Source organism: Arthrobacter sp. M2012083 (assembly GCF_000281065.1).
GTDB lineage: Bacteria > Actinomycetota > Actinomycetes > Actinomycetales > Micrococcaceae > Arthrobacter.
Window position 1 is genome coordinate 190,299 of the sequence record NZ_AKKK01000006.1, and the last position, 25,083, is coordinate 215,381.

The following is a 25,083-nucleotide window of genomic DNA, read 5'->3' on the forward strand; positions in this document are numbered from 1 at the left end:
GCCGTCCGCATTACTTCTGGTTTTCGATGGCCCTTCGCAGGAAACCGCCGGCTTCTTCCAAGGCACCCTTGGCCTGGCCAGCCTCGATGCCCGTCAGGAGCACCAAAATGGCCGCCTTCACGGAACCGCCCACAGCGTCCAAGGCAGCAACAGCCTCGTGCGCGTCCACCCCGGTTGCGTGCTGGACGGTTCTTTGCGAGCGGGCCAGCAGCTTCTCGTTGGTGGCACGCAGATCCACCATGAGGTTCCCGTAGGTCTTACCCAGCTTCACCATCACCAGCGTGCTGATCATGTTCAGGACAAGTTTCTGGGCCGTGCCCGAGTTCAGCCTGGTAGAGCCCGCGATAAATTCCGGACCAACAACAACCTCAATTGCCGCATCCCCCAGGTGGCTCACGGCAGAGCCCTTGTTGCAGGCCAGCGACGCCGTAAACGCGCCCCGCTTCCGGGCCTCCTCGAGAGCGCCGATCACGTACGGCGTCCGGCCCGAGGCTGTAATACCCACGACGGCGTCGGCTTCGGTCACGTTGATGTCGTGAAGGTCCCGCGCGCCGGCAGTCGCGTTGTCTTCGGCATACTCAACGGGTTTCTGGATCGCCTGCACTCCGCCGGCAATAAGTCCGACGACGAGTCCCGGCGGGGTGCCGAACGTCGGCGGGCACTCGCTTGCGTCGAGCACACCCAGTCGTCCGGCCGTTCCGGCTCCCACATACAAAAGGCGGCCACCGCGCTGGAGCCGCTCCGCTACGGCGTCGACGGTTTGAACAATGGCGGGACTCGCAGCCTCCACGGCCGCGTGTACTCCTGCACTGTGCGCCAGCATCGCCGCAACCAGTTCTTGGGTACCCAGGATGTCCAGGTTCTCCAGGCCCTCAGCCGTCGCCTCGGTCTGCAATCCGGCGAGCTCCGTGCGCAGGCCCGCTAGTTTGTCGGCGTCAGTCGGGCCAGTTTGTTCCGTCACGGTGGATGTACCTTTCCTGGATGAGCCCGCGGCGCGTCGCAGCGAGGGCGGCACCGTCCAAGCCATCGCCGAGCGGTGCAACCACCTCAATCCCAGCCGAAGCGAGGGACTTCCGCAAGAGCGCAGCGAAGAAGTCCGATTGCACCACTCCACCCAGCATCGCCACGCGGGGTGTGCTGTCGTTGTCGCCGCCGGATGCGAGCTCCACGGTATGGGTCAGGATGCGGCAAGCCTCGCCGATGATGCCATGTGCGACGGCGTCACCCGCCTCCGCTGCGTGCAGAACCAGCGGCGTGAAACGGGCCATCGCACGGTAGGGGTTCTCGTTGGAGGCGAGCCACCCCGGAAGCATGTCCGGTGACTCCACCAGAGCGCCGGCTGCAGCTGACAACGATGTGGCCGGGCCGCCGTCGTGCGCTTCAAGAACTGCCTGGAGTCCTTGCTGACCGATCCATCGTCCGCTGCCGCGATCGCCGAGATAGGGGCCCCAGCCGTCGGCCCGGTGCAGGACGCCGGCTTCATCGAAGCGGAAGGCCACGGCACCCGTGCCCACGATGAGTGTGGTGCCGGGGGCGCCTTGAAATGCGCCGAGCTGGGCGGCCGTCGCATCTGAGAGGACCGCCGCAGGAACCGAAAACCTCCGGGACAACATGGTGGCCAATTCCTGCGATTTTTTAGCGGACGCTTCGACACCAGCCACAGCCGCTCCAACGCTGGTAATCCCAGCCAAGGGAAGCCCGGGTGGCAACAAGCCAACGGTTTCAAGGAGGAGCTCGAACGCGAGCGTGGGCCCGTTGTCCACGTGGACCCCGGGGAAGCCATGCTGGTCGGCGGCGCCCAGCAACTCCTTATCGCTGCGCAACTCCACGCGGCAGCGGCTCTTCCCTACATCGGCAACAAGAACGACCTCGGTGGCTTCCATGGATCAACCCTATGTTGTGGGGCCGGTTCTGCAGGGTATGGGGTGTGCTTAGCGTGCAGAGCGGGCCTCGCAATGCCTGGGCTTTCTGTTGTGGGGCCGGTTCTGCAGGGTATGGGGTGTGCTTTGCGTGCAGAGCGGGCCTCGCAATGCCTGGGCTTTCTGTTGTGGGGCCGGTTCTGCAGGGTATGGGGTGTGCTTTGCGTGCAGAGCGGGCCTCGCAACTTCTGTGGAGGAACAGTCGCAGCCCCCTTCAGGGGCCAAATCTGTGGATAACCGAACATCGCTCCACGTTTCCGGCGAGCATGGTCCAATGCGGAAACCCACCCCTTTGCCGTCGGAAATAGACCCGCAAGGCTTCCTTGTCAGAGACGCGTATGCGGCCGGCGTTCCGCGTGGGAGGCTGCAATCGGAAGGCCTCGTCACGCCCAGCCGGGGAATCCGGCTTGACCGGAGCGATAGCCCCAACGTGGCGCTGCTTGCGCGGCTGCACACAGCCGTCACTCCCCGCTGTGCGGTTAGCCATGTGACGGCTGCGCTTCTCTGGTCGATCCCTCTTCCGATATATCTGGAGGAGGAGGGCAACAACGGCGTTATTCACGTGACGCGACGACACGAGATCGGGCGGGTCAAGCGTCGCGGCGTGATCGGGCACCGGGCTCCGCTGCTGGCCAGGGATGTTCGTGCAGTGAATGGGGTCCAACTGACGTCGCCTGAGTGGACCTGGGTGGACTTGGCCCGGCATGTGGGGCGGTCTTCGCTTGTGGCGGCCGGTGATTTTCTGTTGGCACGGGAGAACCCGTTGTCGTCGATCGACGCGATCCAGGAAGTCATTGATCGGCGCCCCAAGGTTAAGGGGATCAGGATGGCAAGGGAGATACTGCCCCTGTTACGCACAGGCGTCGATTCACCGCAGGAGTCCAGGCTGCGCATCAAAATCGTCGACGCCGGCCTGCCGGAGCCAGCTGTCACCCAGCCAATTTTCGACGATCATGACCGGTACATTTCCACGCCCGATCTCCAGTACAAGGAATACAAAATTGCCATGGAGTATGAGGGGGATCATCATCGATCCGACCCCGTGCAGTGGGGAAAGGACATTGAGCGTGACGACCGGCTTCGCGCCTTGGGGTGGATCGTGCTGAAGTTCTCGGATGCTCAGATGAAAGGCCGATGGGCCAACGCCGAACGTAAGGTGCGCGATGCGTTGGTGTCGCGCGGGTGGCGAGGGCCGGCGTCGTAAAGTCCATGCCAGGGGGTGGGTTTGTGGGGCCTGGTGTGCTGGGTTTGTGGGGCCTGGTGTGCTGGGTTTGGGGGCGCCTTTGCGTGTTGAGTGGGCCTCGCAACGGAGGGGCTATTGAAGACGCAAAACGGGACCAACCACGAAACACGATAAACTCTCCGTATCCCCACCACCCGCGATATCTACGCGAACTAAGACGGAGACTTTTGTGAGCTTGACGCAGCTTGACCGTGTTCCCATCCGCCGTGCACTGATCTCGGTTTACGACAAGACGGGACTGGAGGAGCTCGCGAAGGGCCTGCATGCAGCAGGCGTCGCCATTGTTTCCACCGGCTCCACCGCCAAGAAAATCGCCGCCGCAGGCATCCCGGTGAAGGAAGTCGAAGAAGTCACCGGCTCCCCGGAAATGCTGGACGGCCGAGTCAAGACCCTGCACCCGCGCGTGCACGGCGGCATCCTGGCCGACCGCCGCGTCCCGGCCCACATGGACACCCTGGCCGGTATGGAGATCGAAACGTTCGACCTCGTGGTGGTGAACCTGTACCCGTTCGTCGAGACCGTGAAGTCCGGCGCAGCACAGGACGATGTTGTTGAGCAGATCGACATCGGAGGTCCCGCCATGGTGCGTTCGGCCGCGAAGAACCACGCCGCCGTCGCCATTGTCACGGACCCTAACTTCTATGGCGCAGTGGTCGACGCCGCAGCACACGGCGGTTTTGACCTGAACACGCGTCGCCGCCTGGCTGCCAAGGCCTTCGCCCACACGGCCAGCTACGACAACGCTGTTGCCACCTGGACCGCCAGCCAGTTCCTGGACGAAGACGGCGACGGCATCATCGACTGGCCTGCCTACGCCGGTCTGTCCTTGGAACGCTCCGAGGTCCTCCGCTACGGCGAAAATCCGCACCAGCAGGCCGCGCTCTACGTGGACAAAGCTGCTCCGGCCGGCATCGCCCAGGCTGACCAGCTGCACGGCAAGGCCATGAGCTACAACAACTTCGTTGACGCCGATGCCGCCCTCCGCGCTGCCTTCGACTTCGCCGAGCCCGCCGTTGCCATCATCAAGCATGCCAACCCGTGTGGTGTCGCCGTTGGTTCAGCCGACGCAGCAGATCCGATCGCTGACGCACATGCCAAGGCCCACGCCTGCGATCCCGTCTCCGCTTTCGGTGGCGTCATTGCTGCCAACCGCACCGTCACCGCAGGCATGGCCCGCACGGTTGCCGACATCTTCACCGAGGTTGTCATCGCCCCGGACTTCGAGCCCGAAGCCGTGGAGATCCTCTCCAAGAAGAAGAACATCCGCCTCCTCGCCCTGCCCGAGGGCTACGGCCGCTACCCCTCCGAGATGCGCCAGGTTTCCGGTGGCGTCCTGGTCCAGATGAGCGACAAGGTAGACGCCGACGGCGACGACCCCGCCAACTGGACCCTCGCAGCCGGCGAAGCCGCCGACGAAGCAACCCTCGCCGACCTCGCTTTCGCCTGGACTGCATGCCGCGCTGCCAAGTCCAACGCCATCCTGATCGCCAACCACGGTGCAGCCGTGGGCATCGGCATGGGCCAGGTCAACCGCCTGGACTCCTGCCGCCTTGCCGTGGAGCGCGCCAACACGCTGGGCGTGAAGGTGGAGTCCGACGTCGAAGGTGCTGGCGGAGCGTCCAACACCAGCGGTGGTAACGCACCTGAGCGCGCTCGCGGTGCCGTTGCATCCTCCGACGCGTTCTTCCCGTTCGCTGATGGCCTGCAGATCCTGATCGACGCCGGCGTCCGCGCCGTCGTCCAGCCGGGCGGATCCGTCCGCGACGAGGAAGTCATCGCCGCGGCCAACGCTGCCGGCATCACGATGTACTTCACCGGCGCACGCCACTTCTTCCACTAGAAGTCCCAGCACAACTGGAAGTTCCAGCACAACGCAACGGCGGCCGCCCCCGGAAGGGGACGGCCGCCGTCGTGCTTAGCACGTACTTAACAGGGACGTGCCAACACAAGAGAGTCCGCTACGAAGCCGCCGCAGCAGTGTTGTACGTGGACTGGATCACGGTGCCCCAGTACGGGCCGTACATGGTGGTGGAGTTACTGCCGTATCCGTAGCTGTTCACGGAGTTCTGGTAACCGGTGGAGCTGGTGCCGATGAACCACGGACCGCCCGAGGATCCGCCGGTCATGTTGCAGGGGATTCCCTGGCTGTTGAACTGCGGGTTGTAGGGATCGTTGGTGGCCGTGCCGGAGCAGCTCTTGAGCGATTCACCGTTGAAGGGCGAGCCTGCCGGGTAGCCGAATGCCTTATAGCTCAGGCCGCGGGCTGCGTTGAACTGTACGCCGGAGGAACCTACGACGTCGGCGAGGCGTTGGCCGTTGAGGGTGTTCATGACGGCGAACGCGGTGTCGTACTGCATGTTGCCGTTGGAGGCCCACTGGGTGGGGGCGTACAGCGCCTTTGCCGTCCACTTCCCGTAGGGTGCTGCGCCGTTGAGGTAGGCGGGAACGAAGACGAAGTTGGTGGCGTAAGCGCCCGGGCCTTCGTTGAGGCAGTGTCCGGCGGTGGACACGGTGCTCTTGTTGGCTGCGGTGACGGAGTTGCCTGAGCAGACGTAGTTGGAGCCGCCCAGGGTGAAGAAGATCTTGCCGATGTGCTTGACCGGCGTTTCGCTCTGATTCACCTTCCGGTCAATGGTCTTGGAGTCGGCTGCTGCAGGCTGCCCTGCAATGCTGCTGACGGCGCCCGGGGCTTCAGTGACCGGGGCTTTGCCGAGGTTGAGGAGCTTGCCGCGTTCCAGTGCTTTGGCGGCAAGGACATCGCCGGACTTGGCACTCTTCATGCGTTCCGGCGTCCAGTAGTCTGCAGCGCCGGCGTCCGACACTACATGGCTGCTGACCGTAGCGCCGCTGGAGTCTGTGTTCTGCACCGGGGCCGCGTTGGCGCTGGTGGTTCCAACCAGCGCCAGGATTGCGGCAGCGGACAGACTCAGCAGGCTTGTGGCCAGGGTCTTGGTTTTTGTCACGTTGTTCCTACCTATCGAGGGAGTGAGGCGGTCAGTGATGGCGACCGCCGACTGACGGAATTGAAGGTATCGAACGTATGACAAGTTTGTAAAGAGATGTTTCATAGTTTGTGATAATTTGCTGTCACTTCCAGTTGAGGCTAGGTGGGCCATGGTTGCGCGCCCGGATTCCGACCGCAGAAGCAGTGTTCGACGGCGGCCGGCAGCGGCGGCGGCCGGGTCGCCGTCGGGCGCTGTCCCTGTTGTGAGCGGTAACGCAAAGAGTGATCCCGGACACGAAGGGCCGCCAAAACGGCCTACTCGGGTAAGTTAGAGATGTTGAAATCTGCAGACTTTCAGGGAGAACCCCGCCAATGGCCAAGATTATCTATACCCACACAGACGAAGCGCCGATGCTGGCAACTTACTCATTCCTGCCGATTGTGGAAGCGTACGCCTCGACCGCAGGAGTGGAGGTTGAGACCCGCGATATTTCGCTGGCCGGCCGCATCATCGCCGTCTTCGGTGATTTCCTGACTGAAGAACAGCGCACGGGCAACGCCCTTGCTGAACTTGGTGAACTGGCAAAGCGGCCGGAAGCCAACATCATCAAGCTGCCCAACATCAGCGCCTCCGTGCCGCAGCTCAAGGCTGCCATCGCCGAGCTCCAGGCCCAGGGCTACGCCCTCCCGGACTACCCGGACAACCCCTCCTCGGACACCGAGACGGACATTCGCTCGCGCTACGACAAGATCAAGGGCTCCGCTGTGAACCCGGTGCTGCGTGAGGGCAACTCGGACCGCCGCGCACCCCTGTCGGTGAAGAACTACGCCCGCCAGAACCCGCACTCCATGGGTGCCTGGTCCGCTGACTCCAAGACCAACGTTGCCACCATGGGTGAGAACGACTTCCGCTCCAACGAGAAGTCCGTTGTCCTGAAGGCCGACGATTCCCTGACCATCCAGCTGGTGCGCGAAGACGGCACCACCAAGGTCTTGAAGAAGGACTTCCCTGTCCTGGCCGGCGAAGTCGTGGACGCTACCGTCCTGCGCGCCGAGGCACTGGATGAGTTCCTCAAGGCTCAGGTTGCCCGCGCCAAGGAAGAGGGCATCCTCTTCTCCGCTCACCTGAAGGCCACCATGATGAAGGTCTCGGACCCCATCATCTTCGGCCACGTGGTCAAGGCTTACTTCTCCGAGCTGTTCGACACCTACGGCAAGCAGCTCGCAGCCGCAGGCATTAGCCCCAATAACGGCCTGGCAGCCATCCTCAGCGGCTTGGAAGACCTGCCCGAGGACGTCCGCGAAGGCGTTAAGGCAGCCATCACCAAGGGCCTCGAAGACGGCCCGGCCCTGGCCATGGTCGATTCCGACAAGGGCATCACCAGCCTGCACGTCCCGTCGGACATCATCGTTGACGCCTCCATGCCGGCCATGATCCGTTCCTCCGGCCACATGTGGGGCCCGGACGGCAAGGAAGCCGACACCCTGGCTGTTATCCCGGACAGCTCCTACGCCGGGATCTACCAGGTTGTGCTGGACGACTGCCGCGCCAACGGAGCGTTCGACCCCACCACCATGGGTACCGTTCCCAACGTGGGCCTCATGGCTCAGGCAGCCGAAGAATATGGCAGCCATGACAAGACCTTCGAGATCCAGGCAGCCGGCACCGTCCAGCTCGTGGACAGCAAGGGCAACGTCCTCACCGAGCACCAGGTCTTCCCCGGTGACATCTGGCGCGCATGCCAGACCAAGGACGTCCCGGTCCGCGACTGGGTCAAGCTGGCCGTCACCCGTGCCCGCGCTTCCCAGACCCCGGCTGTGTTCTGGCTGGACGAGACCCGTGCACACGACGCCAACCTCATCGCCAAGGTCAACGAGTACCTCAAGGAACACGACACCGAGGGCCTGGAAATCAAGATCCTTTCCCCGGTTGAGGCCACGGCCTTCACCCTGGAGCGCATCCGCAAGGGCGAGGACACCATCTCCGTCACGGGCAACGTCCTCCGCGATTACCTCACGGACCTGTTCCCGATCCTCGAGCTCGGCACCAGCGCCAAGATGCTCTCCATCGTTCCGCTGATCAACGGTGGCGGCCTGTTCGAGACCGGCGCCGGTGGCTCCGCTCCCAAGCACGTCCAGCAGCTGATCAAGGAAAACCACCTCCGCTGGGACAGCCTGGGCGAGTTCCTTGCCCTGGCCGTCAGCTTCGAGCACCTTGCCACCACCACGGGCAACGCCCGCGCACAGGTCCTGGCTGACACGCTTGACCGCGCCACGGGCACGTTCCTGCTGGAAAACAAGTCCCCGCGCCGCAGCGTCGGCGAGCTGGACAACCGCGGCAGCCACTTCTACCTGGCCATGTACTGGGCCCAGGAACTGGCCAAGCAGACCGAAGACGCCGAGTTGGCCAAGGACTTCGCAGCGATCGCTGAAGCCCTGACCTCCAACGAAGAGGCAATCGTCGGCGAGCTTGCCGCAGTCCAGGGCCCCGGCGTCGACCTTGGCGGTTACTACCGTCCGGACGCTGCCAAGGCCGCTGAGATCATGCGCCCGTCAGCTACCTTCAACAAGGTCCTCGCGACCCTGAAGTAGTCCCGGCATAACGCAACCGGCCCGCAGGCGATGCCTGCGGGCCGGTTGTTTTTAAGCGTGGATTCAGCGTTCCGCGTGGAACCGCTCCGGTGCCACGCCGCCGTCGACGATGTCCTTCAGCACCCGGCCAATAGCCGGCGTGAACTTGAAACCGTGGCCCGAGAAACCAGCGCCCACCACCAGCGGACCGAAATGGTCCAGCACAAAGTCCTCGTTGGGTGTGGTGGTGTAGGTGCAGCTGATGGGAACCGCGGTGGAAGGGTCGACGCCGGGAAGCCACTCTTCTGCGTACCGCACCAACGCTTCCATCTGGTGGGGGATGGGCTCGAACGTGCGCTCGTCCGGATCCATGACCGGGCCGACTCCGTGCCATCCGGCCTTCACGCCTTCGCCGGGGGTGAGCATCCCGTAGACGGGGCTGTACCAGTACTCGTAGGCTTCGTTGTTCGGATCGGGGTCCGGGCTGTGGTTGAAGCTCGGCCACACCAACGTGTTGTCCCTGGGAGTGAAGTGCGCCGGCTGCTCCTGGGTTACCACCAAAGGGGGCAGATCCGTGAGCTTGCCGATGAGTTTCGGAGTCCAGGCGCCGGCTGTGACCACCACGCGGCTGGCCGTGTACTCCGCCTCCTCCGTTACCACCACGGCTGATTCGCCACCCGTGACACGGATGTCCTTGACAGGCGTCGAGTATTTGAAAACGGCACCGTGGGCTTCAGCTGATTTCCGCAGCGCCAGTAAAGCGTCGGCGGAGCGGATCCGGCCGGAGCCAGGCACGAAGAGCACATCGGTGGCAAAGTTCATCCCCAACCAGCGGTTAGCGGCTTCGTCGGGGGAGATGAAGTAGCTTTCGATGCCGCGGGCCTCGTGTGCTTCCCTCACCTGTTGCAGGCGGGGGACGTTTCCGTGGTTCACGAGCCCCACCATGTCCAGGAGCGGTGCGCCGTGCTCTGCCGCGAGCTCATCCCAGAGGATTTTCGACTCGGCGAGCAAGTCCAGGTAGTCGGCTTCTGCGTACGCGGTGTTGAAGTTGCGGGTGGCGCCATGGGACGCGCCGATGTGGTGTCCGGCCTCGAACTGCTCCAACAGAACCACCGAGCGACCCGCGCGGGCGAGTTGCCACGCGGCGGCCGATCCCATGGCTCCTCCGCCAACAACTACAACGTCAATCTGCATGCCTGCTCCATCCGCCGTCGGCCCTCTTGAAAACACGACCCCCAAAGAGGGCCACCTCCCATTCTGCCCCCATCCACCCACCTGAACTGCTTCCCAGGTGGGTAGGCACGCAGGTTACGCGGCCAGACGCCGACGGATCCACGCGGAGAACTGGTCCACTACGATGATCAGCACCAGCACGATCAGGATGTGCGTGAGCATGGAGTCGAACTGGAACGACTTGATGGACTGGTTGATCAGCAGGCCAATGCCACCGGCGCCCACCAGGCCAAGGACCAGCGAGGAACGCACGTTGACGTCGAAGCGGTAGAGCAGCAGGCCCACGAACTGAGGAACCACCATGGGCAGCGTTGCGTTGGCTACCTGCTGGATCCGGTTGGCGCCCGCGGTCCGGAGTGCTTCCTGGGGGCCGGCGTCGATCTCCTCCATCGACTCCGCCCACAGTTTTCCCATCACGCCGGTGTTGTGGCAGATCAGGGCGAGCACGCCCGCAAACGGTCCAAGGCCGACGGCGGTGACGAAGATCAGCGCGAACACGATGTCCGGCACGGCGCGGAAGAAGGAAAGGATGGCGCGCGCAACCTGGTACACAAGCCGGTGCGGGCTGGTGTTCTCAGCAGCCAGCGCTGCGAGCAGCAGGGCGAACGGCACGGATAACGTGGTGCCCAGGAGTCCGATCCACAGGGTCACAAGCGTGGCTTCGAGGCCAGGCTTGAGCGTCTTCTCCCAGCTGAGGTCCGGCGGGAAGGCGTCGCCGATGAACGCTGCCATGCCCTGCCAGCCATCAACCAAAAGTTCGGGTTTGAAGTCCGTCCCTTCGATGGCCACGGCGTGAAGTCCGACGACGGCGGCAGCCACTGCCGCCGTCGTGATCCACCGCAGCGGCTTCTTCGGGCGGACCAGTGCCACACGGGGTTGGGCCGAAGAGCCCCGTCGCGCGACGGCCGGGGTCAAGGTGTGGGGAGTCATGCTGCCTGGGTCCTGTCTGAAACGATCGTGTCGGAAGCGATCCTGTCCGGGGCGTACAAGGTATCGAGGTGCTCCGCCGTGACCTCTGGGGAGGGGAGGTCGAAGGTCATGGAGCCTTGGAGTAGGCCGATGGACCTGTCCGCGTACCGAAGTGCGAGGTCGGGCTGGTGCAGCACAGCGGCCACGGCCAGTCCTTCCGAATGCGCGAGTTCCCGCAGCAGCGCCATGACTTGCTCGGCAGCGTGCGGATCCAATGCGGACACCGGTTCGTCGGCGAGTACGACGTCGGCCCGCTGGCAAAGTGCCCGGGCTACGGCCACGCGCTGCTGCTGACCGCCGGACAAACGGCCGACACGGTCGAATGCCCGGTCCGCGAGGCCGACCCGGTCCAGGCAGTCGAGGGCTTCCTGTTGAACGTCGGCGGGGAACAGCAGTGGACTGAGTGAGCGGACGGTGGGGATCCGCGACAGTGCGCCGGCGCAGACGTTGTCCAGGGCCGTGCGACGGGGGACCAAATGGATCTTCTGGAAGATCATGGCCATCCGTTGCCTCGTCTGCTGCAGTTCACGGCCCTGCAGGTTCTCCAGCGCAGTGTCGTCGATGCTGATGCTTCCGGAATCCGGCGAAGTGATGCCCATGACGCAGCGCAGGGTGGTGGACTTGCCGGAACCGTTAGCGCCCAGGAAAGCCACCAGCTCACCGGCTGCAACGGAGAAGTCGACACCCTGCAGCACGGTCCGTCCGTTGAAGGATTTGCGCAAGCCCTGCACAGAGAGAAGCGGGCCCTGCCCGGCGCGAGGCATTACAGATCCTTCTCGGTGAGGCCCATGGTCTCGGCGAGCTCAAACAAGGGCGTGTAGTTGTCCTTGGTGACCTCCAGCAGGGGTCCCGGCGGGGTGACATCCAGGAACTCGCCCACTTTGGCTACATCGCTGGGATCAAGGCTCAGGAACGCATCCTTCACGGCTGCCTTGAATGCGGGATCGGCATCGCCGCGGACGGTGATGGGATCGTTGGGGATGGGGTTGGATGTCCACACCTGGCGGAAACTCTCCGGAGTGAAGGTGCCGGCGGCAATGGCCGTGGCGAGCGTCTGCGAGTTGATCTGCGCTGCGTCCACCTTGCCGTTGGTGAGCGCCAGCAAGGCTTCAGGATGGCCACCGGTGTAGTCCATCTTGATGTCGGCATCGGCGATTCCGGCTTCCCGGAGGCCGAAACGGGGCAGGACATCGCCTGAAGTGGAACCAACGCTGCCTAAGGCGAGGGACTTGCCCTTCAAGTCACCGATGGCCTTTATGGGGCTGTCCTTGGGTACCCAAATCCCCGCGGTGTAGGTGCTGAGTTCCTTCTCCGCAGTGCCGAACGAAACCAGCGGCTCAGCACCCGCTTTGGCGTCAGCGAATACGTAGCCTAGGGGGCCGAACTGGCCCAGGTCCAGCTTGCCGTTGCGCATAGCCAGGACCTCGGCGGCGTAGTCCTCCACAACTTGGACGCTGACAGGGCATTCGAGCTTCTTGGACAGGGCTGCAGCCAGGACATCGTAGGCCGGTTTGAGCTTGGCCGGGTCTTCGTAGGGCTCGATGCCGAACTTGATCTCGCCGTTCGGGCAGGTAGCCGTTGTGGCCTCGGGGGAGGACTGTGCCGGGCCGCCACAGGCAGTGAGCGCCAGAACGGTGGCGAGGGCAAGCGCGGAACCGGTGAGGAGCGTGGTTTTCATGGGAGTCCTTATGCGAAGGGGAGTGCGGGTACAAAGGATGAATCAGTGCAGGCGCGACACATTGCGGTGTGCCAGGCCGAAGGACAGGGTCATTCCGACGCCGGAAGTCACGGACACCACCGTGAGGCCGGGCTGGACTTCGCGGACCAGGATCGGCGCCACGTCGGATGACGCGTAGATGCCCTGCCAGCGCTGGATGATCTCCAGCGGTTTGCCGATCCGGCCGGTGATTTCAGCGTTGAGCGTGGCGGTAACGGATTCGTCCAGGAACGGATCGGCCGTGCGGTGGTAGTGGTGCGAATCACCCAGGATGATGGTGCCGTCGGGGCGTTGGGTGAACATGACGTTGGCGCCGATCTCCAACAGTTCGGGCTGGTTCTCCAGCACTTCGGAGCGCAGCGTTGCAGCAGCGGGCATGTCCGTGAACGCCGGGTACCGGAGCATCGATGTTGCTGTGAGAACTGCCGGCGCGAACCCGACCCCGGTGGGCTTGGCCGCCAGCGACATCTGCAGGGCACAACGTTGAATCCGGTGGTCCTCTGCAACGTCCGGGAAAAGGTAATCGACGTCGTGGCCGACGCACACGAACACGTGCTGCGCGTGGAGCTCGCCGCGCGACGTCTGGACGGTGACACCTTCAGGATTCTGGTTGAAGCCCAGCGCGGCCGTGTTCCAGTGAAGTTCGACGCCGGGCTGCCGGCTTAACCACTCGGCCAACTTTGCGACAGTTGTACGGGGATCCACCCGGAGATCGTCCCGGAGGAAAGCACCGCCCATCAGGCCGGGCCATTCTGCGCCTGAGGTACCGCCGTCGTCGTGCGCTTCTTCAGTCGCGGAAGCCGACGAGCCCAGACGGGCCCGCGTCGCGGCGGGGGTGAGCAGCTCGACCTGTCCCGGTTCCCGCGCAGCGGAGAGCTCACGCAAGACATTCATTTCGGCTTCGGACCGGGCAAGGACTACGGCTCCCGCTTCGGCGGCCCAGAATCCGGCGCGCTCGGAAAACTCGAGCCAATACTTCCGGGAGGTCTGCGCGAGTTCATACAGTTCGCCGGATTGGGCCGTGACGCAGCAGTGGCCGAAGTTGCGCACGGAAGCGCCGGCTGCGTGGTGGTCGCGCTCGATGATGGTGACGGTCAGGCCGTTGGCAACAGCGTGGGCGGCGTGGGCCAGTCCCACAATTCCGGCGCCGACAATCACGACGTCGGCAGGCTGGCTTGGGCTGCTGTTAGCGGCTTTGGGAGAGGTGCTCGGGTTGTTCACACCACTGACATTGGCCGCTCCGGGAAGGGGAATCAAGCCAGAACAGGACTTGTATATACAAGTTAATCTGAATTTAATATTTGTTCACCTAAATTCATGGTGTGTTCACTTGGAACGCCTCAAAACCAGTTCGGATCGCCGGGCGGACTTGTATGATCAACTTGTGAGCACCCAGCAGAATGCGCCCCTCCACGTCCGTCTCAGCGAGGAATTCATGCGCCGGATCACTGACGGAGACTGGCCTCCGGGGTTCCAGTTACCCAGCGAGGCGGAGCTGTGCCGCGAGTTCGGAACGTCGCGTGGTCCGATTCGCCAAGCGCTCGCCTTTCTGCGGTCTGAAGGTGCTGTGACCGGCGGGCGCGGGCGACCTCCCATGGTGCGCTCGTCCGTACCATCGCAATCGTTCTCCACCTTCAACTCGTTCACCGAATGGGCCAGCGGGATCGGCAAAAAGCCCGGCCAGCGGACCCTTGAGGTGGCACGGCGCGAAGCCAGCCCGGAAGCGGCGGAGGCACTTGGCTTGATGCCCGGGACCACCGTGGTGGAGGTCTTGCGCGTCCGCTACCTGGATGAGGCTCCGGCCATGATCGAGCGCACCACGTTCATCCTGGACGTTGGCCGGAAACTGTTCGACTTCGACACCGATTCCGGGTCCATCTTCGCGTTCCTCAAGGAACAAGGCGTGGACCTGCACAGTGCCCGCCACACCATTGACGCCGTCGCTGCCAGTGACGAGGACGCCGAACTGTTGGAGCAACCCGAAGGTATTCCGCTCCTGCGTGAACGCCGCATCACCCGATCCGCCGACGGGCAACCCCTCGAATACTCCGAGGACCGCTACCTGCCGGCATTGACCAACTTCACCATCGACAACACCGTGGACCGCCGGGCCGCCCTGGTCCGCATCCACACTGAAGGAGCCACCCCATGATTAAGCTTGTTGCCTGCGATATGGCCGGAACCACCATCGACGAACATGGCGACGTTTACGTAGCCCTTGCCCGCTGCGTTGAAGAAACCGGGGTGACCACCACGGCAGGGGCTGTGCAGGAGTGGATGGGTGCGGACAAAGTTGAGGCTATTACGGCGCTGATTGAAGCCGGGGGAGGGGTGGCCACGCAGGAAGTAGTGGCTGCCTCCTTCAAGCGCTTCAAGGAATTGCTCGTGGAGTTCTACGACGCCAACCCCCCGGTTGCGCTCGAAGGCGTAGAAGACGCGTTCCGCGAACTCCGCCGCCAAGGCATCAAAGTGGCCCTGACTACCGGCTTCTCACGCGACGTCGCCGAGCCTCTCCTGGAACGGCTGGGCTGGAGCGTCGACGACGATAACCTGCTGGACGCCGTCGTATGCTCCGACGAAGTAGCCGCTGGCAGGCCGGCACCGCACATGATTCACCGGGCCATGGAACTGACGGGTGTGCAGGATGTCCGCGCAGTCATCGCGGCGGGCGATACCGTGAACGACCTCGCCGCAGCTAACAACGCGGGCGTCACCGCCGTGGGTGTCCTCACCGGCAAGCTGGACCGCGACGCTTTGGCCGCGCACCCGCACCACCACATTCTGGAGGGCGTGAAGGACATTCCGGCGCTGCTGTCCTAGCAACCCGCCGGGTGGCGTATGCCGTGTTGGCGGGAGGCCTGCAGGCATGGAAGATTGGAACCCGTGAAATTCCTTCACCCGTCTCCCAAGTCCTCTGCCCGCGGCGTCACCATCCTGCGAGTGGTGTTCGGTGCGCTCCTCATGGTGCACGGCTTCCAGAAGTTCATGGCCGGGCATGCTGCATTCGCCGCGTCGGTTGCCGCCATGGGAGTGCAGAAGCCGGAGATCGTGGCGTGGCTGGTGATCGCCGGCGAACTGGGCCTTGGCCTGCTCTTGGTACTCGGCGCCCTGACCCGGGTGGCTGGATTCCTGGCTGCGATCATGTTCGCGGGGATCTGGTTCGTGACCGAAGCGGGCAAACCCCTGCTCACGGACAAATCCGGCGTCACCGCGGAGCTCCTGATTATCTACGTCGCGATCTCCATTGCGTTCGTCTTCCTTGGGCCCGGCGCGTTGTCCTTGGACCGCAAGCTGGCAAGGCAACCGGCCCGCCAAGGGCGTTAGTACAGCTGAGTCAACCCACGACGGCGGCACGCGCCCAGCGAGCTGAGCCACCAGGCTGGATGGCGGCCTTGGTGGCGGTCAGCGCGCATCGTTGGGGTACCGAATACCCAACTGTGACCGCACCCCGTCGAAGAGGCGCATGACGTTAATAGAGTCTTCCAGAGGCATGACCGGGCTCTCGGTGAGGCCCTGCTGGATGCAGCGGTTCACCTCCCTGAGTTCGTAGGTGTAGCCGATGCCCACAACGTCAAAATGTTCGCGACGTGGCTCGTCCCAACCAAGACGGATCATCAGCTCGCGGGGGTTGTTCACGGAGCCCACGGCCTGCAGGAACCCGAGCCCGCCGGCCACCGTTGCGGTCCGAGGTCCGTGCGCCATCAATGACGATGTCAGTTGCGCCTGGGCACCCGTGTCGTAGCCGAGGGTCAGGGCGTTCTGGCTGTCCACGCCGTCATCGTTGAGGGTGCCGATCGCGGTGACCGACTGCGGAAAGCCCAACGTTCCCAGTGCCCAGAGCAACGGGTAGACGGTGATGTCCAGCAGCGCTCCGCCGCCGTCGTTGAGGGCCCAGATCCGTGCGGCGGGATCGTAGGGTGCCGGGAATCCGAGGTCGGCGCTGACCCACTGGATCTGCCCCAGCTCACCGGAGGCCGCGATGGAAAATGCCCGCTGCATGCTGGGCAGGAAGCGGCTCCATACGGCTTCCATGAAGAACACCTTCTGTTCCCGGGCCAGCCTCACCAGCTCGCTGGCTTCGCGGGCGTTGATGGTGAGGGCCTTTTCGCACAGTACGTGCTTCCCTGCCCGCAAAGCGGCGGCTGCGATCTGGAAGTGCTGGGCATGCGGCGTAGCAACGTAGACCACGTCTACGGCGGGATCGTCGAACAAACGCTGGTAGCCGGGTACACGGTCGTCGTCCCCGTAGCCCTTGGTAAAGCCGAGCGTACGGGCGAAGGCATCCGCCGCAGCCTGGGTGCGGGAGCTCACGGCGTACAGCTCCGCATCATCAAGCAGCGCCAAGTCCTGGGAAACGCTGTTGGCGATGTTGCCTGTAGATACCACTCCCCATCGCAGGGGCCGCCCGGTGGCTGCCCGGGGATCCTGGTTGGTTTGGGTGGAAAGCCACGGCACGGCGATAGGAAGTGTCATGCCGTTTATCCTCTCATTCCGCAGTTATCAAGGACGTGGTGCGCACACTTTTACGCCGCTCGCTGCCGTAACGACGCTCGCGACACGGTAAGCATTCTGTCAAGTCATACGAATGACCGGACCGACGATTTTCCTCGCCTAGGCTTAGGCCATCATCCCTCGCAGAGGTTCTGTGGGGAGTTACCGAAATGGAGCAGGGATGGGTACTTTTCGGCGCGTCATTTTGCCGGTTGCCTGGCTGTTGGTTTTCGCGATTATTGCGGTGGCCCTGGTTAAGATCGCTTTTGTGGACGGCCTGGAATCGGCCGCTGCCGAACCCGCACCTTTGGCTCAGGTGGACATACCGGTAGTCCCGGCCACGCGAGCCACCGTCACCAACACCGTGGAAATCAAGGGCACCGTACAGAGCGACGCAGCCCAGACCGTCCGCAGCACATCAGCGGGAAAAGTGGTCCAGGTCTTCGTTGAGCAAGGTGCCACCGTCGCCAAGGGCGAGGTCCTTTTCCAGGTCAAGGCTGAGCGCGCGGTCGCCGCCACCCAGACTTCTCAGGAGGGGCCGCAAACAGCTCCCAAGCCCGTGTACGACTACTTCGACATCCTCGCGCCGGGTGCCGGAACCCTGCAGCAGCTCACAACCCTCATTGACCAGCAGGTGACCGTGGGCGAGTCCGTGGGCAAGATCGATCCCGGAACGTACACCGTGGCGGGATCCGTCACAGCCGCGCAACAGTACCGCCTGCTGGGCAAACCCGGTCCTGCGGAGATCGCCTTGGTAGGTGGACCGGCGCCGTTCCAGTGCGCCGACGTGACGCTCAAGAACAACGCGTCCGACGACGGCGGAGCGGCCTCGGGCGGGCTGGCCGCCACAGGCGGAGGTGCCGGCATGGGCGTCGGCGCAGCGATTGCCGGCCCCGGCGGAGGCAACCAACCGGAAGAGGGCGGCACTCCTACAGGAACGCTGAGCTGCCCGGTTCCTTCAGGCCAACAGGTCTTCGCAGGACTTGGCGCCACCATGACGGTCAGCGCCGGAGTTGCCCCCGACGTGGTGACTGTTCCACTGACCTCCGTGAAGGGCAGCGTGAAGGACGGGATCGTGTGGATCGCCGGCCCGGGAGGAACGGGTGCCGCTCCCGAGCAGCGCACTGTCCAGCTTGGGCTCAACGACGGCTCTGTGGTGGAAGTGACCTCCGGACTGACCGAAGGCGAACAGGTCCTGGAATTCGTTCCCGGGGCACCGGCCGTTCACGATCCCCTGATGGGTCCGGGCCAAGCCGTCTACGGCCCGATGGGCTGAGGGCAGCTAACGGCATGGACGAATCACCTAAAGAAACCCTCGTCAGTCTCAGGGCAGTCACCCGATCCGTCAGGCTGCCCGACGACCAGCAGCTGAATATCCTCCGGGGCATTGACCTCGAGGTCCGCAGCGGAGACCACACGGCCATCGTGGGCCGTTCCGGCTGTGGCAAGTCGACACTGCTCAATTTGCTTGGACTTTTGGACATTCCGACGTCGGGCGAGCTGGATTTCCTTGGCCAGCCGGCGGACCGGCTGGGCAACAACGCCCGCGCCAGGCTGCGGGGCTCCACGGTGGGCTTCGTTTTCCAGCAGTTCAACCTTTTGCCTGGCCGCAGTGCTTTGGACAACGTCATTACGCCGCTGTTCTACGCCAAAGGCAAGGAGTTCCGGCGACGTCGCGAGATTGCCATGGACATGCTGGACCGGGTTGGCCTGGCCTCCCGCGCCCAGACCATGCCCAACATGCTTTCGGGCGGCGAGCAGCAGCGCGTAGCCATCGCCCGTGCTTTGGTTCGCAGGCCGAGGCTGATCCTCGCCGATGAACCAACCGGTGCGCTGGACGTGGAAACCGGACAGTCCGTAATGGCCCTGCTGGATACCGTGGCCACGGAAACGGCCGCCGCGTTGGTGACCATCACGCACGACACCAATGTGGCAGCCCTGGCCCGAGCCTGCTATCGCCTGGACTCCGGGGTGCTCAGCCCGCTGCCGGCGCCGGTTCCCGCCGGAGCCGGCGCATGACCGGCTTCATTTCCACGCTCGTTGAAGCATGGCAGGAACTCCGCATCAATAAGGTTCGCATTCTCCTGGCCCTGCTGGGTGTTGCCTTGTCCGTTGCGGCGTTGACCTCTGTGGTGGGCGTGGGAAGTTTGGCCCGGGAAGGCATGAAAGTTCAGTCCGAACGTAACGGCGGCCGGGTGGCTACGCTATCCCTGAACGTCCAGGGGCCAACCATGCCGGACCCGGTAAAACTTGAGAAGGCCTACCAAGGTATTCAACAGCGCTACGGCATCACCACCTCCACGCACGTCAGCCAGACCCAGGCCGGTTTTCAGTTTCCCCGCGGCGTGACAACCGTGAACGTGACCATTGTGGATGTCGGCTACGGCGTCATCCACCGGGTCCCGCTTCAGCAAGGAAGCTGGTTCGCTGCCGACGACGGCAAAAGGCTCGCACCCGCCGTCGTCGTCTCTGAATCCTTCTATAACCAAGCGGGCAGGCCCAACCTCACCACCCATCCCACGGTGAGTATCCCCGGTGACCAGCCGGCAACGGCGGTGATGATCGGCGTCGTGCCTGATTCCTACCCGGACTCGCCGCCTTCCGCGTTCATTCTTGCCGAGGGTGCGGCCATGACCGGAATCAAGCCGCAGATGTCGGAGTTCAAAATCTGGGTTGGCGAGGCACAGGCGGGAGCCCTCACCGCAGCAATCTCCGCCGATCTCCAAGGCCAGTTCCCCGGCTACTACGCCCAGGCCAACCGCATGGACTATGCAGCATGGGGAGATCCCTTGGCCCCCGTCCAGCTGGTGGTGGGCGGCGTGGCCGGGCTGGTGCTCCTGCTCGGAGCCGTGGGGATGCTCAACATTTCGATGGTCACCGTGCGCTACCGGGTCCGTGAAATCGGCATCCGGCGCAGCTTCGGGGCAACGTCCGGGCGGATTTTCGTGGGCGTCATGATGGAATCCGTGGTGGCCACCGCAGTTGCCGGCCTGGCGGGCGTCATGCTGGCAGTCGCGGTGGTGAAGCACCCGTGGATCGAATCGAAGGTCGCGCCGGGACTCACCGAGTATCCGGCCTTCCCCTTTGACGCCGCGTTGATGGGCTTTGGTGCGGCTGTCCTCGTGGGCGCACTCGCCGGAGCCATCCCTGCGCTCGTTGCAGTGCGCGTCAAGGTCATCGACGCAATCCGGTTCTGACCTCCTCGGTGAGCCTGCCCTGCTGAAGACGGAAGCAGCGCCCGGTTTTCTGCGCCAGGCTGCGATCATGCGTGACCACCAGGATGGTGGTGTCGTGATCGCGGCTCAGGGAACTCAACAGCTCGATGATGTGCTCGCCGGTTTGCTCATCCAAATTTCCGGTGGGCTCATCGGCGAGGATCAGCTTTGGCTCATTGGCCAGGGCCCGGGCAATCGCGACGCGCTGCTGCTCGCCACCTGACAGCCGGTTGGTGCGGCGCGAGTGCTTCTCCGGATCCAACTGCACCTGCTCCAGCAGCTCCCTGGCCCGCTGCAGCCGTGCCGCTTTGCGCATGCCCGCGAACTCCATGGGCAGCATGACGTTGTCCACGGCACTGAGGTTGGGAATCAGGTTGAACTGCTGGAACACGAAGCCGATGTCCCGGCGACGGTACTCGGTCAGCTTGCCGTCCGGCAATCCGGCCAGGCTGACGCCGTCCACGACGACGTCTCCCGAGGTGGGCTTGTCCAGCGCACCCAGGAGGGACAACAGCGTGCTTTTGCCGCTGCCGCTCTTGCCGACGATCGACGCCAGCGAGCCCTTGTCGAGCTCAAAGCTGACCCCGTTTACTGGCTTGATGGTCCGATCACCGGACTTGAACTGACGGACCAGGTCCTTGACTACGATCACGGCTATTCTCCTCGGAGTACTTCGATGGGACGGATGCGGGCGGTCAGCAGTGCCGGTACCAGCGCACCGATGATGGCTACCGCGAAGACAGCGGTGATGCCTGCAGCGAGGACGCCGGGGGAGACGCTCGCCGTGACGGAGGTGAGCAGCTGCGACGCTCCGCCGAACGGGCCACCCTGGCCGCCGCCCATCCCACCGCCGGGCATCCCGCCACCCGGGACTGTGCCGTTGGGCATGGCCCCTGCAAGTCCGCCGCCGCGCTGGGTGGTGGTGGCCGCCGTCGTGGTGGTGTTTGAACTGATGAGTGCCGACGCGATGCCGCCGCTGGCCAATGAAGCGATCACAGCGCCCACAACACTGCCCAAGGCAACCAGGACCAACGACTCGAGGACGAACTGCAGGCCGATAGTGCGGTTCCGGGCACCGATGGCCTTCAGGACGCCGATTTCGCGGCGGCGCTCGCGGACCAGCATGACCATGATGAGCATGATGATGATTCCAGCGGTGGCCAGGGCGGCTATGAAGGCGATCATCGAGATGTTCTTGACGCTGTCCAGTGAGCTGACAGCGGTTTCGAGGTTGCGCTGGCCTTGGGTGACGTCGGCCTTGTCGGTGCCGAGTGCGTCCTGAACGGCAGTTTTGGTGCTGTCCACGTTCTCCAGGCTGTTGACCGTGACGATCATGGTGGACAGCTCATCCGGGGTCTCCGCCAACGTCTGCGCTTCAGGAAGCGTGACGTAGACGGCGTTGTTCCCGAAGGCGGTGCCGGCGTCGAAGATTCCCGTTATGGTGAAGGTCTTGTCCTGGATGGTGAACGTGGAGCCTACGGTCAGGCCATTCTTCTCAGCCAAGGACGTGCCCACCAGAGCCTTCGCCTCGGATGACGTGTAGTCGCCCAGACCTGTGCCGCTGGTGATCTCCAGGGCCTTGCCGGTGCTGTCTACCTCGGCGCCGATGCCCGTAGCGGTGATCGGCAGGGTGCGCGCGGGCAGGGTAGTTGTTCCGCTCGCGTTGTTGCGGTTTCCCAGCGTGCCGGCGTCGACGGCGGCCGTCAGGTTGGTGCTGACTGTCGCCTGCTGCCCGCCGGGACCGAAGCCGCCGCCCGGGCCGGCCTGCTGGGTGGTGGCTGCGTCGGTGCTCCCCGTCGTGGTGGTCGTCTGGAGGCGCAGTGCTTTGGTGCCAACTACTGACGTCACGTTGGCGACCGACGCCGTAGTCTCAGCCTCCGCCGTCGTGAGGGGTTCGCCGCCGCCTTCGAAACCTTGGCCACCCGCCGGATTCACCGTCAAGGTGGTGCCAACTGAGGCGTTGAGCTCCTGGACTTTGGCACCCACGGCCTGATTGGCCACGAGCATGGCCAACGCCAGGCCAATGGCTACGGCCAGCACGGCGACAACCGCCGCCGTTCTGATTTTGTTGCGGAAGGCATTGCCTACGCTTCGGGCAAGGACGCTCACGTTTCTCCTCTTGACCTGCAAGTTCGTGGGGCCCACTGGACGTGGGCTGCAGATCCAAGACTCGTGAGTGCTGCTGTGCGGAAAGCCTGCCGAAGCTATGCGTGGGCTGTGAAAGTACTCGTGCCCCGTTTGAGGGCAAGAGAAAGCCCCGGCCCGCCGAATTGGCGGACCGGGGCTTTCTGCTGTTAAGCGGTGTTACTTGTGACCACTTACTTGGTGATCGGGCCGAGTACCGGATCGTCAACGTAAGCCGTCTTGACGTTCTCTGCCGTAACGATCTGCGGAGGCAGGAGGAATGCCGGGACGGTCTTGACGCCGTTCTTGTAGGAATCCTTGTCGTTGATCTCCAGTTCCTTGCCGGCCTGGAGGTCCTTCACCATGGTGATGGCGTGCTCAACGAGCTTGCGGGTGTCCTTGTTGATCGTGGAGTACTGCTCGCCTGCCATGATCGACTTGACGGACTCAACTTCGGAGTCCTGGCCGGTCACGACGGGGAGCGGCTTGCCGGCGGCCTTGACTGACGTCAGGACTGCGCGGGCCAGGGTGTCGTTCGGGGAGAGGACGCCGTCCAGGGAAGCGGTGCCGTAGCTGCCGGTGAGCAGCGTGTCAGCGCGACGCTGGGCGTTCTCTGCCTTCCAACCCTGGGTAACAGCCTGCTCGAACGAGGTCTGGCCGGAGACAACCTTGAGGGTGCCGTCGTCGATCTTCGGCTTCAGGACGCTCATGGCGCCGTCAAAGAAGACCTTCGCGTTGGCATCGTCGGGGGAACCGGCAAAGAGCTCAATGTTGTACGGGCCGGAAGGCTTTTTGGCCTTCATGCCGTCCAACAGCGCCTGGCCCTGGAGTTCGCCAACCTTGAAGTTGTCGTAGGCCACGTAGTAGTCCACGTTCTCGGTGTTGAGAAGCAGGCGGTCGTAGGCGATGACTGTGGCGCCGGAGTCCTTGGCCTGCTTGAGCTGCGTACCCAGCTGGGCGCCGTCGATGGCTCCCACGATGATCACCTTGGCACCCTTGGTGACCATGGCGCTGATCTGGTTCTGCTGCTCGGACACGCCGCCGTTGGCGAACTGGACGTCGGGCTTGAACCCGGCGCTGCTGAGGCCATCGTTGAACAGCTTCTCCGCGAGGACCCAGTTTTCACTGGTCTTCTGCGGAAGTGCGACGCCGATCATTGAGTCCTTGGGGAACGCTTCCCCGCCTGCTGTGCTGCTGCTTGAGCCGCTGTCAGTGCGGCCGCAGGCTGTCAGCGCCAGTGCCGCGATGGCAGCGACTGCTGCTGCCTTTCCTGCTTTACCAAACATTCGCATATCTTGGTTCACTTTCTGTGTGGGTGGGGTGGAGCGTGTCTGCGGGAAACCGGTCAGGCTTCCTTGGAGATGACCTCTTTGGTGGAAGTGGTTTCATCGGGCTTGATGTCATTGTTGCGCTGGAAGTTCTTCATCAGCAGGCCGGTAATGGACCGCTTGCCCTGGGACTTGTTGTAGACATCGAAGGCAACGGCGGCCAGGAGAACCAGGCCCTTGATGATCTGGGTAAGGTCGGCACCAACACCCAGGAGCTGGAGGCCGTTGTTCAGGACGGCCATCACCAGGCCACCGACGATGGAGCCGATGACGGTACCAACACCACCGGTGACGGCGGCGCCACCGATGAAGACAGCTGCGATCGCGTCTAGCTCCCAACCGACGCCGTCGAACGGGCCGGATGCTGTGGAGCGGCCAACGAAGATCATGCCCGCGAGGCCTGCCAGGACGGACATGTTCATCATGACCAGGAAGTTGACCTTCTTGGACTGCACGCCGGAGAGTTCGGCTGCGTGGCGGTTGCCACCCACGGCGTAGACGTGACGGCCAAGGACCGTCTTGTCAGCGATGAAACCGTAGATGAGAACGAGGACAGCCAGGATCAGTCCGGGGATGGGGAAGGAGGTCCCGGGGCGGCCGGTAGCGAACAGGTACGTCGCGTAGAGGATGGCGCCGCAGATCAGGACCAGCTTGGTGACCTCAACCCACAGTTCAGGTACCTCGGCGCCAAGGGCCTTGCTGGCCGCCCGCGCACGGAGGGACATGATGACCACGAACGCTGCGGCAATGATGCCGATCAGCAGGGTGAGGTTGTTGAAGCCTGTGTTGGGGCCAATCTCGGGCAGGTAGCCGGAACCAAGGAACTGGAAGTCCTGGGGAACGGGGATGGTGTTGGACTTGCCCACGAACTGGTTGAAGCCACGGAAGAGGAGCATGCCGGCCAGCGTCACGATGAAGGCTGGTATGCCCACATACGCCACCCAGAATCCTTGCCAGGCTCCGATCACTGCTCCCAAGAGCAGGCCGAAGAGCACGCCTGCCCACCAGGGCAGGCCCCAGTCGCGCATAGCGAGGGCCACGAAGACGCCGACGAAGGCAGCGACGGAACCCACGGAGAGGTCGATGTGGCCGGCAATGATGACCAGGACCATGCCGATGGCGAGGATCAGGATGTAGGAGTTGCCGTTGAACAGGTTGATCACGTTGCCGGGCGTCAGGGTACGGCCGTCCGTGAAGATCTGGAAGAAGACGATAAGTGCCACCAGGGCGAAGATCATGCCGAACTGGCGGGTATTGCCACCAAATAGCTTCTTGAGCGCGTTCATTGTTTTGGTCCTTGTGTCAGGAAGGGGCGGGGCGGGGCCAAAG

22 protein-coding genes are annotated in these 25,083 nt (G+C 63.8%); 9 read left to right on the plus strand and 13 right to left on the minus strand.

Features of this window, described 5'->3' with window-relative positions:
• Nucleotides 1–10: 10 nt before the first annotated feature.
• Both murQ and A477_RS0104255 read right to left on the minus strand, forming a co-directional pair.
• Nucleotides 11–961: an N-acetylmuramic acid 6-phosphate etherase gene (murQ, locus tag A477_RS0104250; RefSeq protein WP_017197780.1), complete on the minus strand. Its 951-nt coding sequence runs from the start codon at nt 959–961 to the stop codon at nt 11–13.
• Complete coding sequence (locus A477_RS0104255) at nt 936–1,883, minus strand: N-acetylglucosamine kinase (RefSeq protein ID WP_017197781.1); 948 nt, start codon at nt 1,881–1,883, stop codon at nt 936–938. The genes murQ and A477_RS0104255 overlap by 26 nt, the downstream gene beginning before the upstream one ends.
• Before the next feature lie 310 nt (nt 1,884–2,193).
• Here A477_RS0104255 and A477_RS0104260 point away from each other — a divergent pair, with 310 nt between their 5' ends.
• Both A477_RS0104260 and purH read left to right on the plus strand, forming a co-directional pair.
• Nucleotides 2,194–3,123 (plus strand): endonuclease domain-containing protein, encoded by a 930-nt coding sequence (locus A477_RS0104260; protein ID WP_237715715.1) that lies wholly within the window; start codon nt 2,194–2,196, stop codon nt 3,121–3,123.
• Nucleotides 3,124–3,331: 208 nt separating this feature from the next.
• The gene (purH, locus tag A477_RS0104265) at nt 3,332–5,002 is read left to right on the plus strand and encodes a bifunctional phosphoribosylaminoimidazolecarboxamide formyltransferase/IMP cyclohydrolase (RefSeq protein ID WP_017197783.1); all 1,671 of its coding nucleotides are present in this window, start codon (nt 3,332–3,334) and stop codon (nt 5,000–5,002) included.
• 118 nt (nt 5,003–5,120) lie between these two features.
• Here the strand turns inward: purH and A477_RS0104270 are convergent, their stop codons facing one another.
• The gene (locus A477_RS0104270) at nt 5,121–6,230 is read right to left on the minus strand and encodes a hypothetical protein (protein WP_017197784.1); all 1,110 of its coding nucleotides are present in this window, start codon (nt 6,228–6,230) and stop codon (nt 5,121–5,123) included.
• 248 nt (nt 6,231–6,478) lie between these two features.
• Between A477_RS0104270 and A477_RS0104275 the strand changes: the two genes are divergently transcribed.
• Nucleotides 6,479–8,698 carry an NADP-dependent isocitrate dehydrogenase gene (locus A477_RS0104275; RefSeq protein WP_017197785.1) on the plus strand — a complete coding sequence of 740 codons (2,220 nt, stop codon included), beginning with the start codon at nt 6,479–6,481 and terminating at the stop codon, nt 8,696–8,698.
• A gap of 63 nt (nt 8,699–8,761) precedes the next feature.
• Here A477_RS0104275 and A477_RS0104280 read toward each other — a convergent pair whose 3' ends face one another.
• The 5 genes from A477_RS0104280 to A477_RS0104300 all read right to left on the minus strand — a co-directional run bounded on the left by A477_RS0104280 (nt 8,762) and on the right by A477_RS0104300 (nt 13,853).
• Nucleotides 8,762–9,871: an FAD-dependent oxidoreductase gene (locus tag A477_RS0104280; protein WP_017197786.1), complete on the minus strand. Its 1,110-nt coding sequence runs from the start codon at nt 9,869–9,871 to the stop codon at nt 8,762–8,764.
• A 114-nt stretch (nt 9,872–9,985) separates the two neighbouring features.
• Entirely contained in the window at nt 9,986–10,840 is an 855-nt protein-coding gene (gene phnE, locus A477_RS0104285; RefSeq protein ID WP_017197787.1) for a phosphonate ABC transporter, permease protein PhnE, read from the minus strand.
• Nucleotides 10,837–11,643 (minus strand): phosphonate ABC transporter ATP-binding protein, encoded by an 807-nt coding sequence (locus A477_RS0104290; protein ID WP_017197788.1) that lies wholly within the window; start codon nt 11,641–11,643, stop codon nt 10,837–10,839. The genes phnE and A477_RS0104290 overlap by 4 nt, the downstream gene beginning before the upstream one ends.
• On the minus strand, nt 11,643–12,557 hold the full coding sequence (locus A477_RS0104295) for a phosphate/phosphite/phosphonate ABC transporter substrate-binding protein (protein WP_017197789.1): 915 nt from the start codon (nt 12,555–12,557) through the stop codon (nt 11,643–11,645). Before A477_RS0104295 ends, A477_RS0104290 begins: the two co-directional genes overlap by 1 nt.
• A 42-nt stretch (nt 12,558–12,599) precedes the next feature.
• A complete protein-coding gene (locus A477_RS0104300) occupies nt 12,600–13,853 on the minus strand; it encodes a TIGR03364 family FAD-dependent oxidoreductase (RefSeq protein ID WP_157367030.1) in 1,254 nt (417 codons plus the stop codon).
• A gap of 127 nt (nt 13,854–13,980) precedes the next feature.
• Here A477_RS0104300 and A477_RS0104305 point away from each other — a divergent pair, with 127 nt between their 5' ends.
• From A477_RS0104305 to A477_RS0104315, 3 genes are all read left to right on the plus strand, one after another.
• Nucleotides 13,981–14,748 carry a GntR family transcriptional regulator gene (locus tag A477_RS0104305; RefSeq protein WP_020372790.1) on the plus strand — a complete coding sequence of 256 codons (768 nt, stop codon included), beginning with the start codon at nt 13,981–13,983 and terminating at the stop codon, nt 14,746–14,748.
• Entirely contained in the window at nt 14,745–15,416 is a 672-nt protein-coding gene (locus A477_RS0104310; protein WP_017197792.1) for a phosphonatase-like hydrolase, read from the plus strand. Before A477_RS0104305 ends, A477_RS0104310 begins: the two co-directional genes overlap by 4 nt.
• 63 nt (nt 15,417–15,479) lie before the next feature.
• Nucleotides 15,480–15,920, plus strand: coding sequence for a DoxX family protein (locus tag A477_RS0104315; protein ID WP_017197793.1), 441 nt, complete (start codon nt 15,480–15,482; stop codon nt 15,918–15,920).
• A gap of 78 nt (nt 15,921–15,998) precedes the next feature.
• On the opposite strand, the gene A477_RS0104320 is transcribed toward A477_RS0104315, so the two are convergent.
• Complete coding sequence (locus A477_RS0104320) at nt 15,999–17,069, minus strand: Gfo/Idh/MocA family protein (protein ID WP_017197794.1); 1,071 nt, start codon at nt 17,067–17,069, stop codon at nt 15,999–16,001.
• 199 nt (nt 17,070–17,268) lie between these two features.
• Between A477_RS0104320 and A477_RS21975 the strand changes: the two genes are divergently transcribed.
• The 3 genes from A477_RS21975 to A477_RS0104335 are packed head-to-tail and all read left to right on the plus strand — an operon-like array spanning nt 17,269 to nt 20,284.
• Complete coding sequence (locus tag A477_RS21975) at nt 17,269–18,363, plus strand: efflux RND transporter periplasmic adaptor subunit (protein WP_017197795.1); 1,095 nt, start codon at nt 17,269–17,271, stop codon at nt 18,361–18,363.
• 14 nt (nt 18,364–18,377) lie between these two features.
• On the plus strand, nt 18,378–19,106 hold the full coding sequence (locus tag A477_RS0104330) for an ABC transporter ATP-binding protein (protein WP_017197796.1): 729 nt from the start codon (nt 18,378–18,380) through the stop codon (nt 19,104–19,106).
• Nucleotides 19,103–20,284 carry an ABC transporter permease gene (locus tag A477_RS0104335; protein WP_017197797.1) on the plus strand — a complete coding sequence of 394 codons (1,182 nt, stop codon included), beginning with the start codon at nt 19,103–19,105 and terminating at the stop codon, nt 20,282–20,284. Before A477_RS0104330 ends, A477_RS0104335 begins: the two co-directional genes overlap by 4 nt.
• Here the strand turns inward: A477_RS0104335 and A477_RS0104340 are convergent.
• The 4 genes from A477_RS0104340 to mmsB form a co-directional block, all read right to left on the minus strand.
• Nucleotides 20,262–20,954, minus strand: coding sequence for an ABC transporter ATP-binding protein (locus A477_RS0104340; protein WP_017197798.1), 693 nt, complete (start codon nt 20,952–20,954; stop codon nt 20,262–20,264). The two genes, A477_RS0104335 and A477_RS0104340, sit on opposite strands and share 23 nt — an antisense overlap.
• Nucleotides 20,955–20,956: 2 nt before the next feature.
• Nucleotides 20,957–22,411 (minus strand): ABC transporter permease, encoded by a 1,455-nt coding sequence (locus A477_RS0104345; RefSeq protein WP_017197799.1) that lies wholly within the window; start codon nt 22,409–22,411, stop codon nt 20,957–20,959.
• Nucleotides 22,412–22,620: 209 nt separating this feature from the next.
• Nucleotides 22,621–23,718 carry a substrate-binding domain-containing protein gene (locus A477_RS0104350; protein WP_017197800.1) on the minus strand — a complete coding sequence of 366 codons (1,098 nt, stop codon included), beginning with the start codon at nt 23,716–23,718 and terminating at the stop codon, nt 22,621–22,623.
• Nucleotides 23,719–23,771: 53 nt separating this feature from the next.
• Nucleotides 23,772–25,040 (minus strand): multiple monosaccharide ABC transporter permease, encoded by a 1,269-nt coding sequence (mmsB, locus tag A477_RS0104355; RefSeq protein ID WP_017197801.1) that lies wholly within the window; start codon nt 25,038–25,040, stop codon nt 23,772–23,774.
• Between the last annotated feature and the right edge of the window lie 43 nt (nt 25,041–25,083).

Coding starts and splice junctions, on each gene's coding strand:
- A477_RS0104255 (WP_017197781.1), bottom strand. CDS start 1,883: ATGGAAGCCACCGAGGTCGTTCTTGTTGCCGATGTAGGGAAGAGCCGC.
- A477_RS0104260 (WP_237715715.1), top strand. CDS start 2,194: ATGCGGAAACCCACCCCTTTGCCGTCGGAAATAGACCCGCAAGGCTTC.
- A477_RS0104270 (WP_017197784.1), bottom strand. CDS start 6,230: ATGAAACATCTCTTTACAAACTTGTCATACGTTCGATACCTTCAATTC.
- A477_RS0104275 (WP_017197785.1), top strand. CDS start 6,479: ATGGCCAAGATTATCTATACCCACACAGACGAAGCGCCGATGCTGGCA.
- A477_RS0104280 (WP_017197786.1), bottom strand. CDS start 9,871: ATGCAGATTGACGTTGTAGTTGTTGGCGGAGGAGCCATGGGATCGGCC.
- phnE (WP_017197787.1), bottom strand. CDS start 10,840: ATGACTCCCCACACCTTGACCCCGGCCGTCGCGCGACGGGGCTCTTCG.
- A477_RS0104290 (WP_017197788.1), bottom strand. CDS start 11,643: ATGCCTCGCGCCGGGCAGGGCCCGCTTCTCTCTGTGCAGGGCTTGCGC.
- A477_RS0104295 (WP_017197789.1), bottom strand. CDS start 12,557: ATGAAAACCACGCTCCTCACCGGTTCCGCGCTTGCCCTCGCCACCGTT.
- A477_RS0104310 (WP_017197792.1), top strand. CDS start 14,745: ATGATTAAGCTTGTTGCCTGCGATATGGCCGGAACCACCATCGACGAA.
- A477_RS0104320 (WP_017197794.1), bottom strand. CDS start 17,069: ATGACACTTCCTATCGCCGTGCCGTGGCTTTCCACCCAAACCAACCAG.
- A477_RS21975 (WP_017197795.1), top strand. CDS start 17,269: ATGGGTACTTTTCGGCGCGTCATTTTGCCGGTTGCCTGGCTGTTGGTT.
- A477_RS0104330 (WP_017197796.1), top strand. CDS start 18,378: ATGGACGAATCACCTAAAGAAACCCTCGTCAGTCTCAGGGCAGTCACC.
- A477_RS0104335 (WP_017197797.1), top strand. CDS start 19,103: ATGACCGGCTTCATTTCCACGCTCGTTGAAGCATGGCAGGAACTCCGC.
- A477_RS0104350 (WP_017197800.1), bottom strand. CDS start 23,718: ATGCGAATGTTTGGTAAAGCAGGAAAGGCAGCAGCAGTCGCTGCCATC.
- mmsB (WP_017197801.1), bottom strand. CDS start 25,040: ATGAACGCGCTCAAGAAGCTATTTGGTGGCAATACCCGCCAGTTCGGC.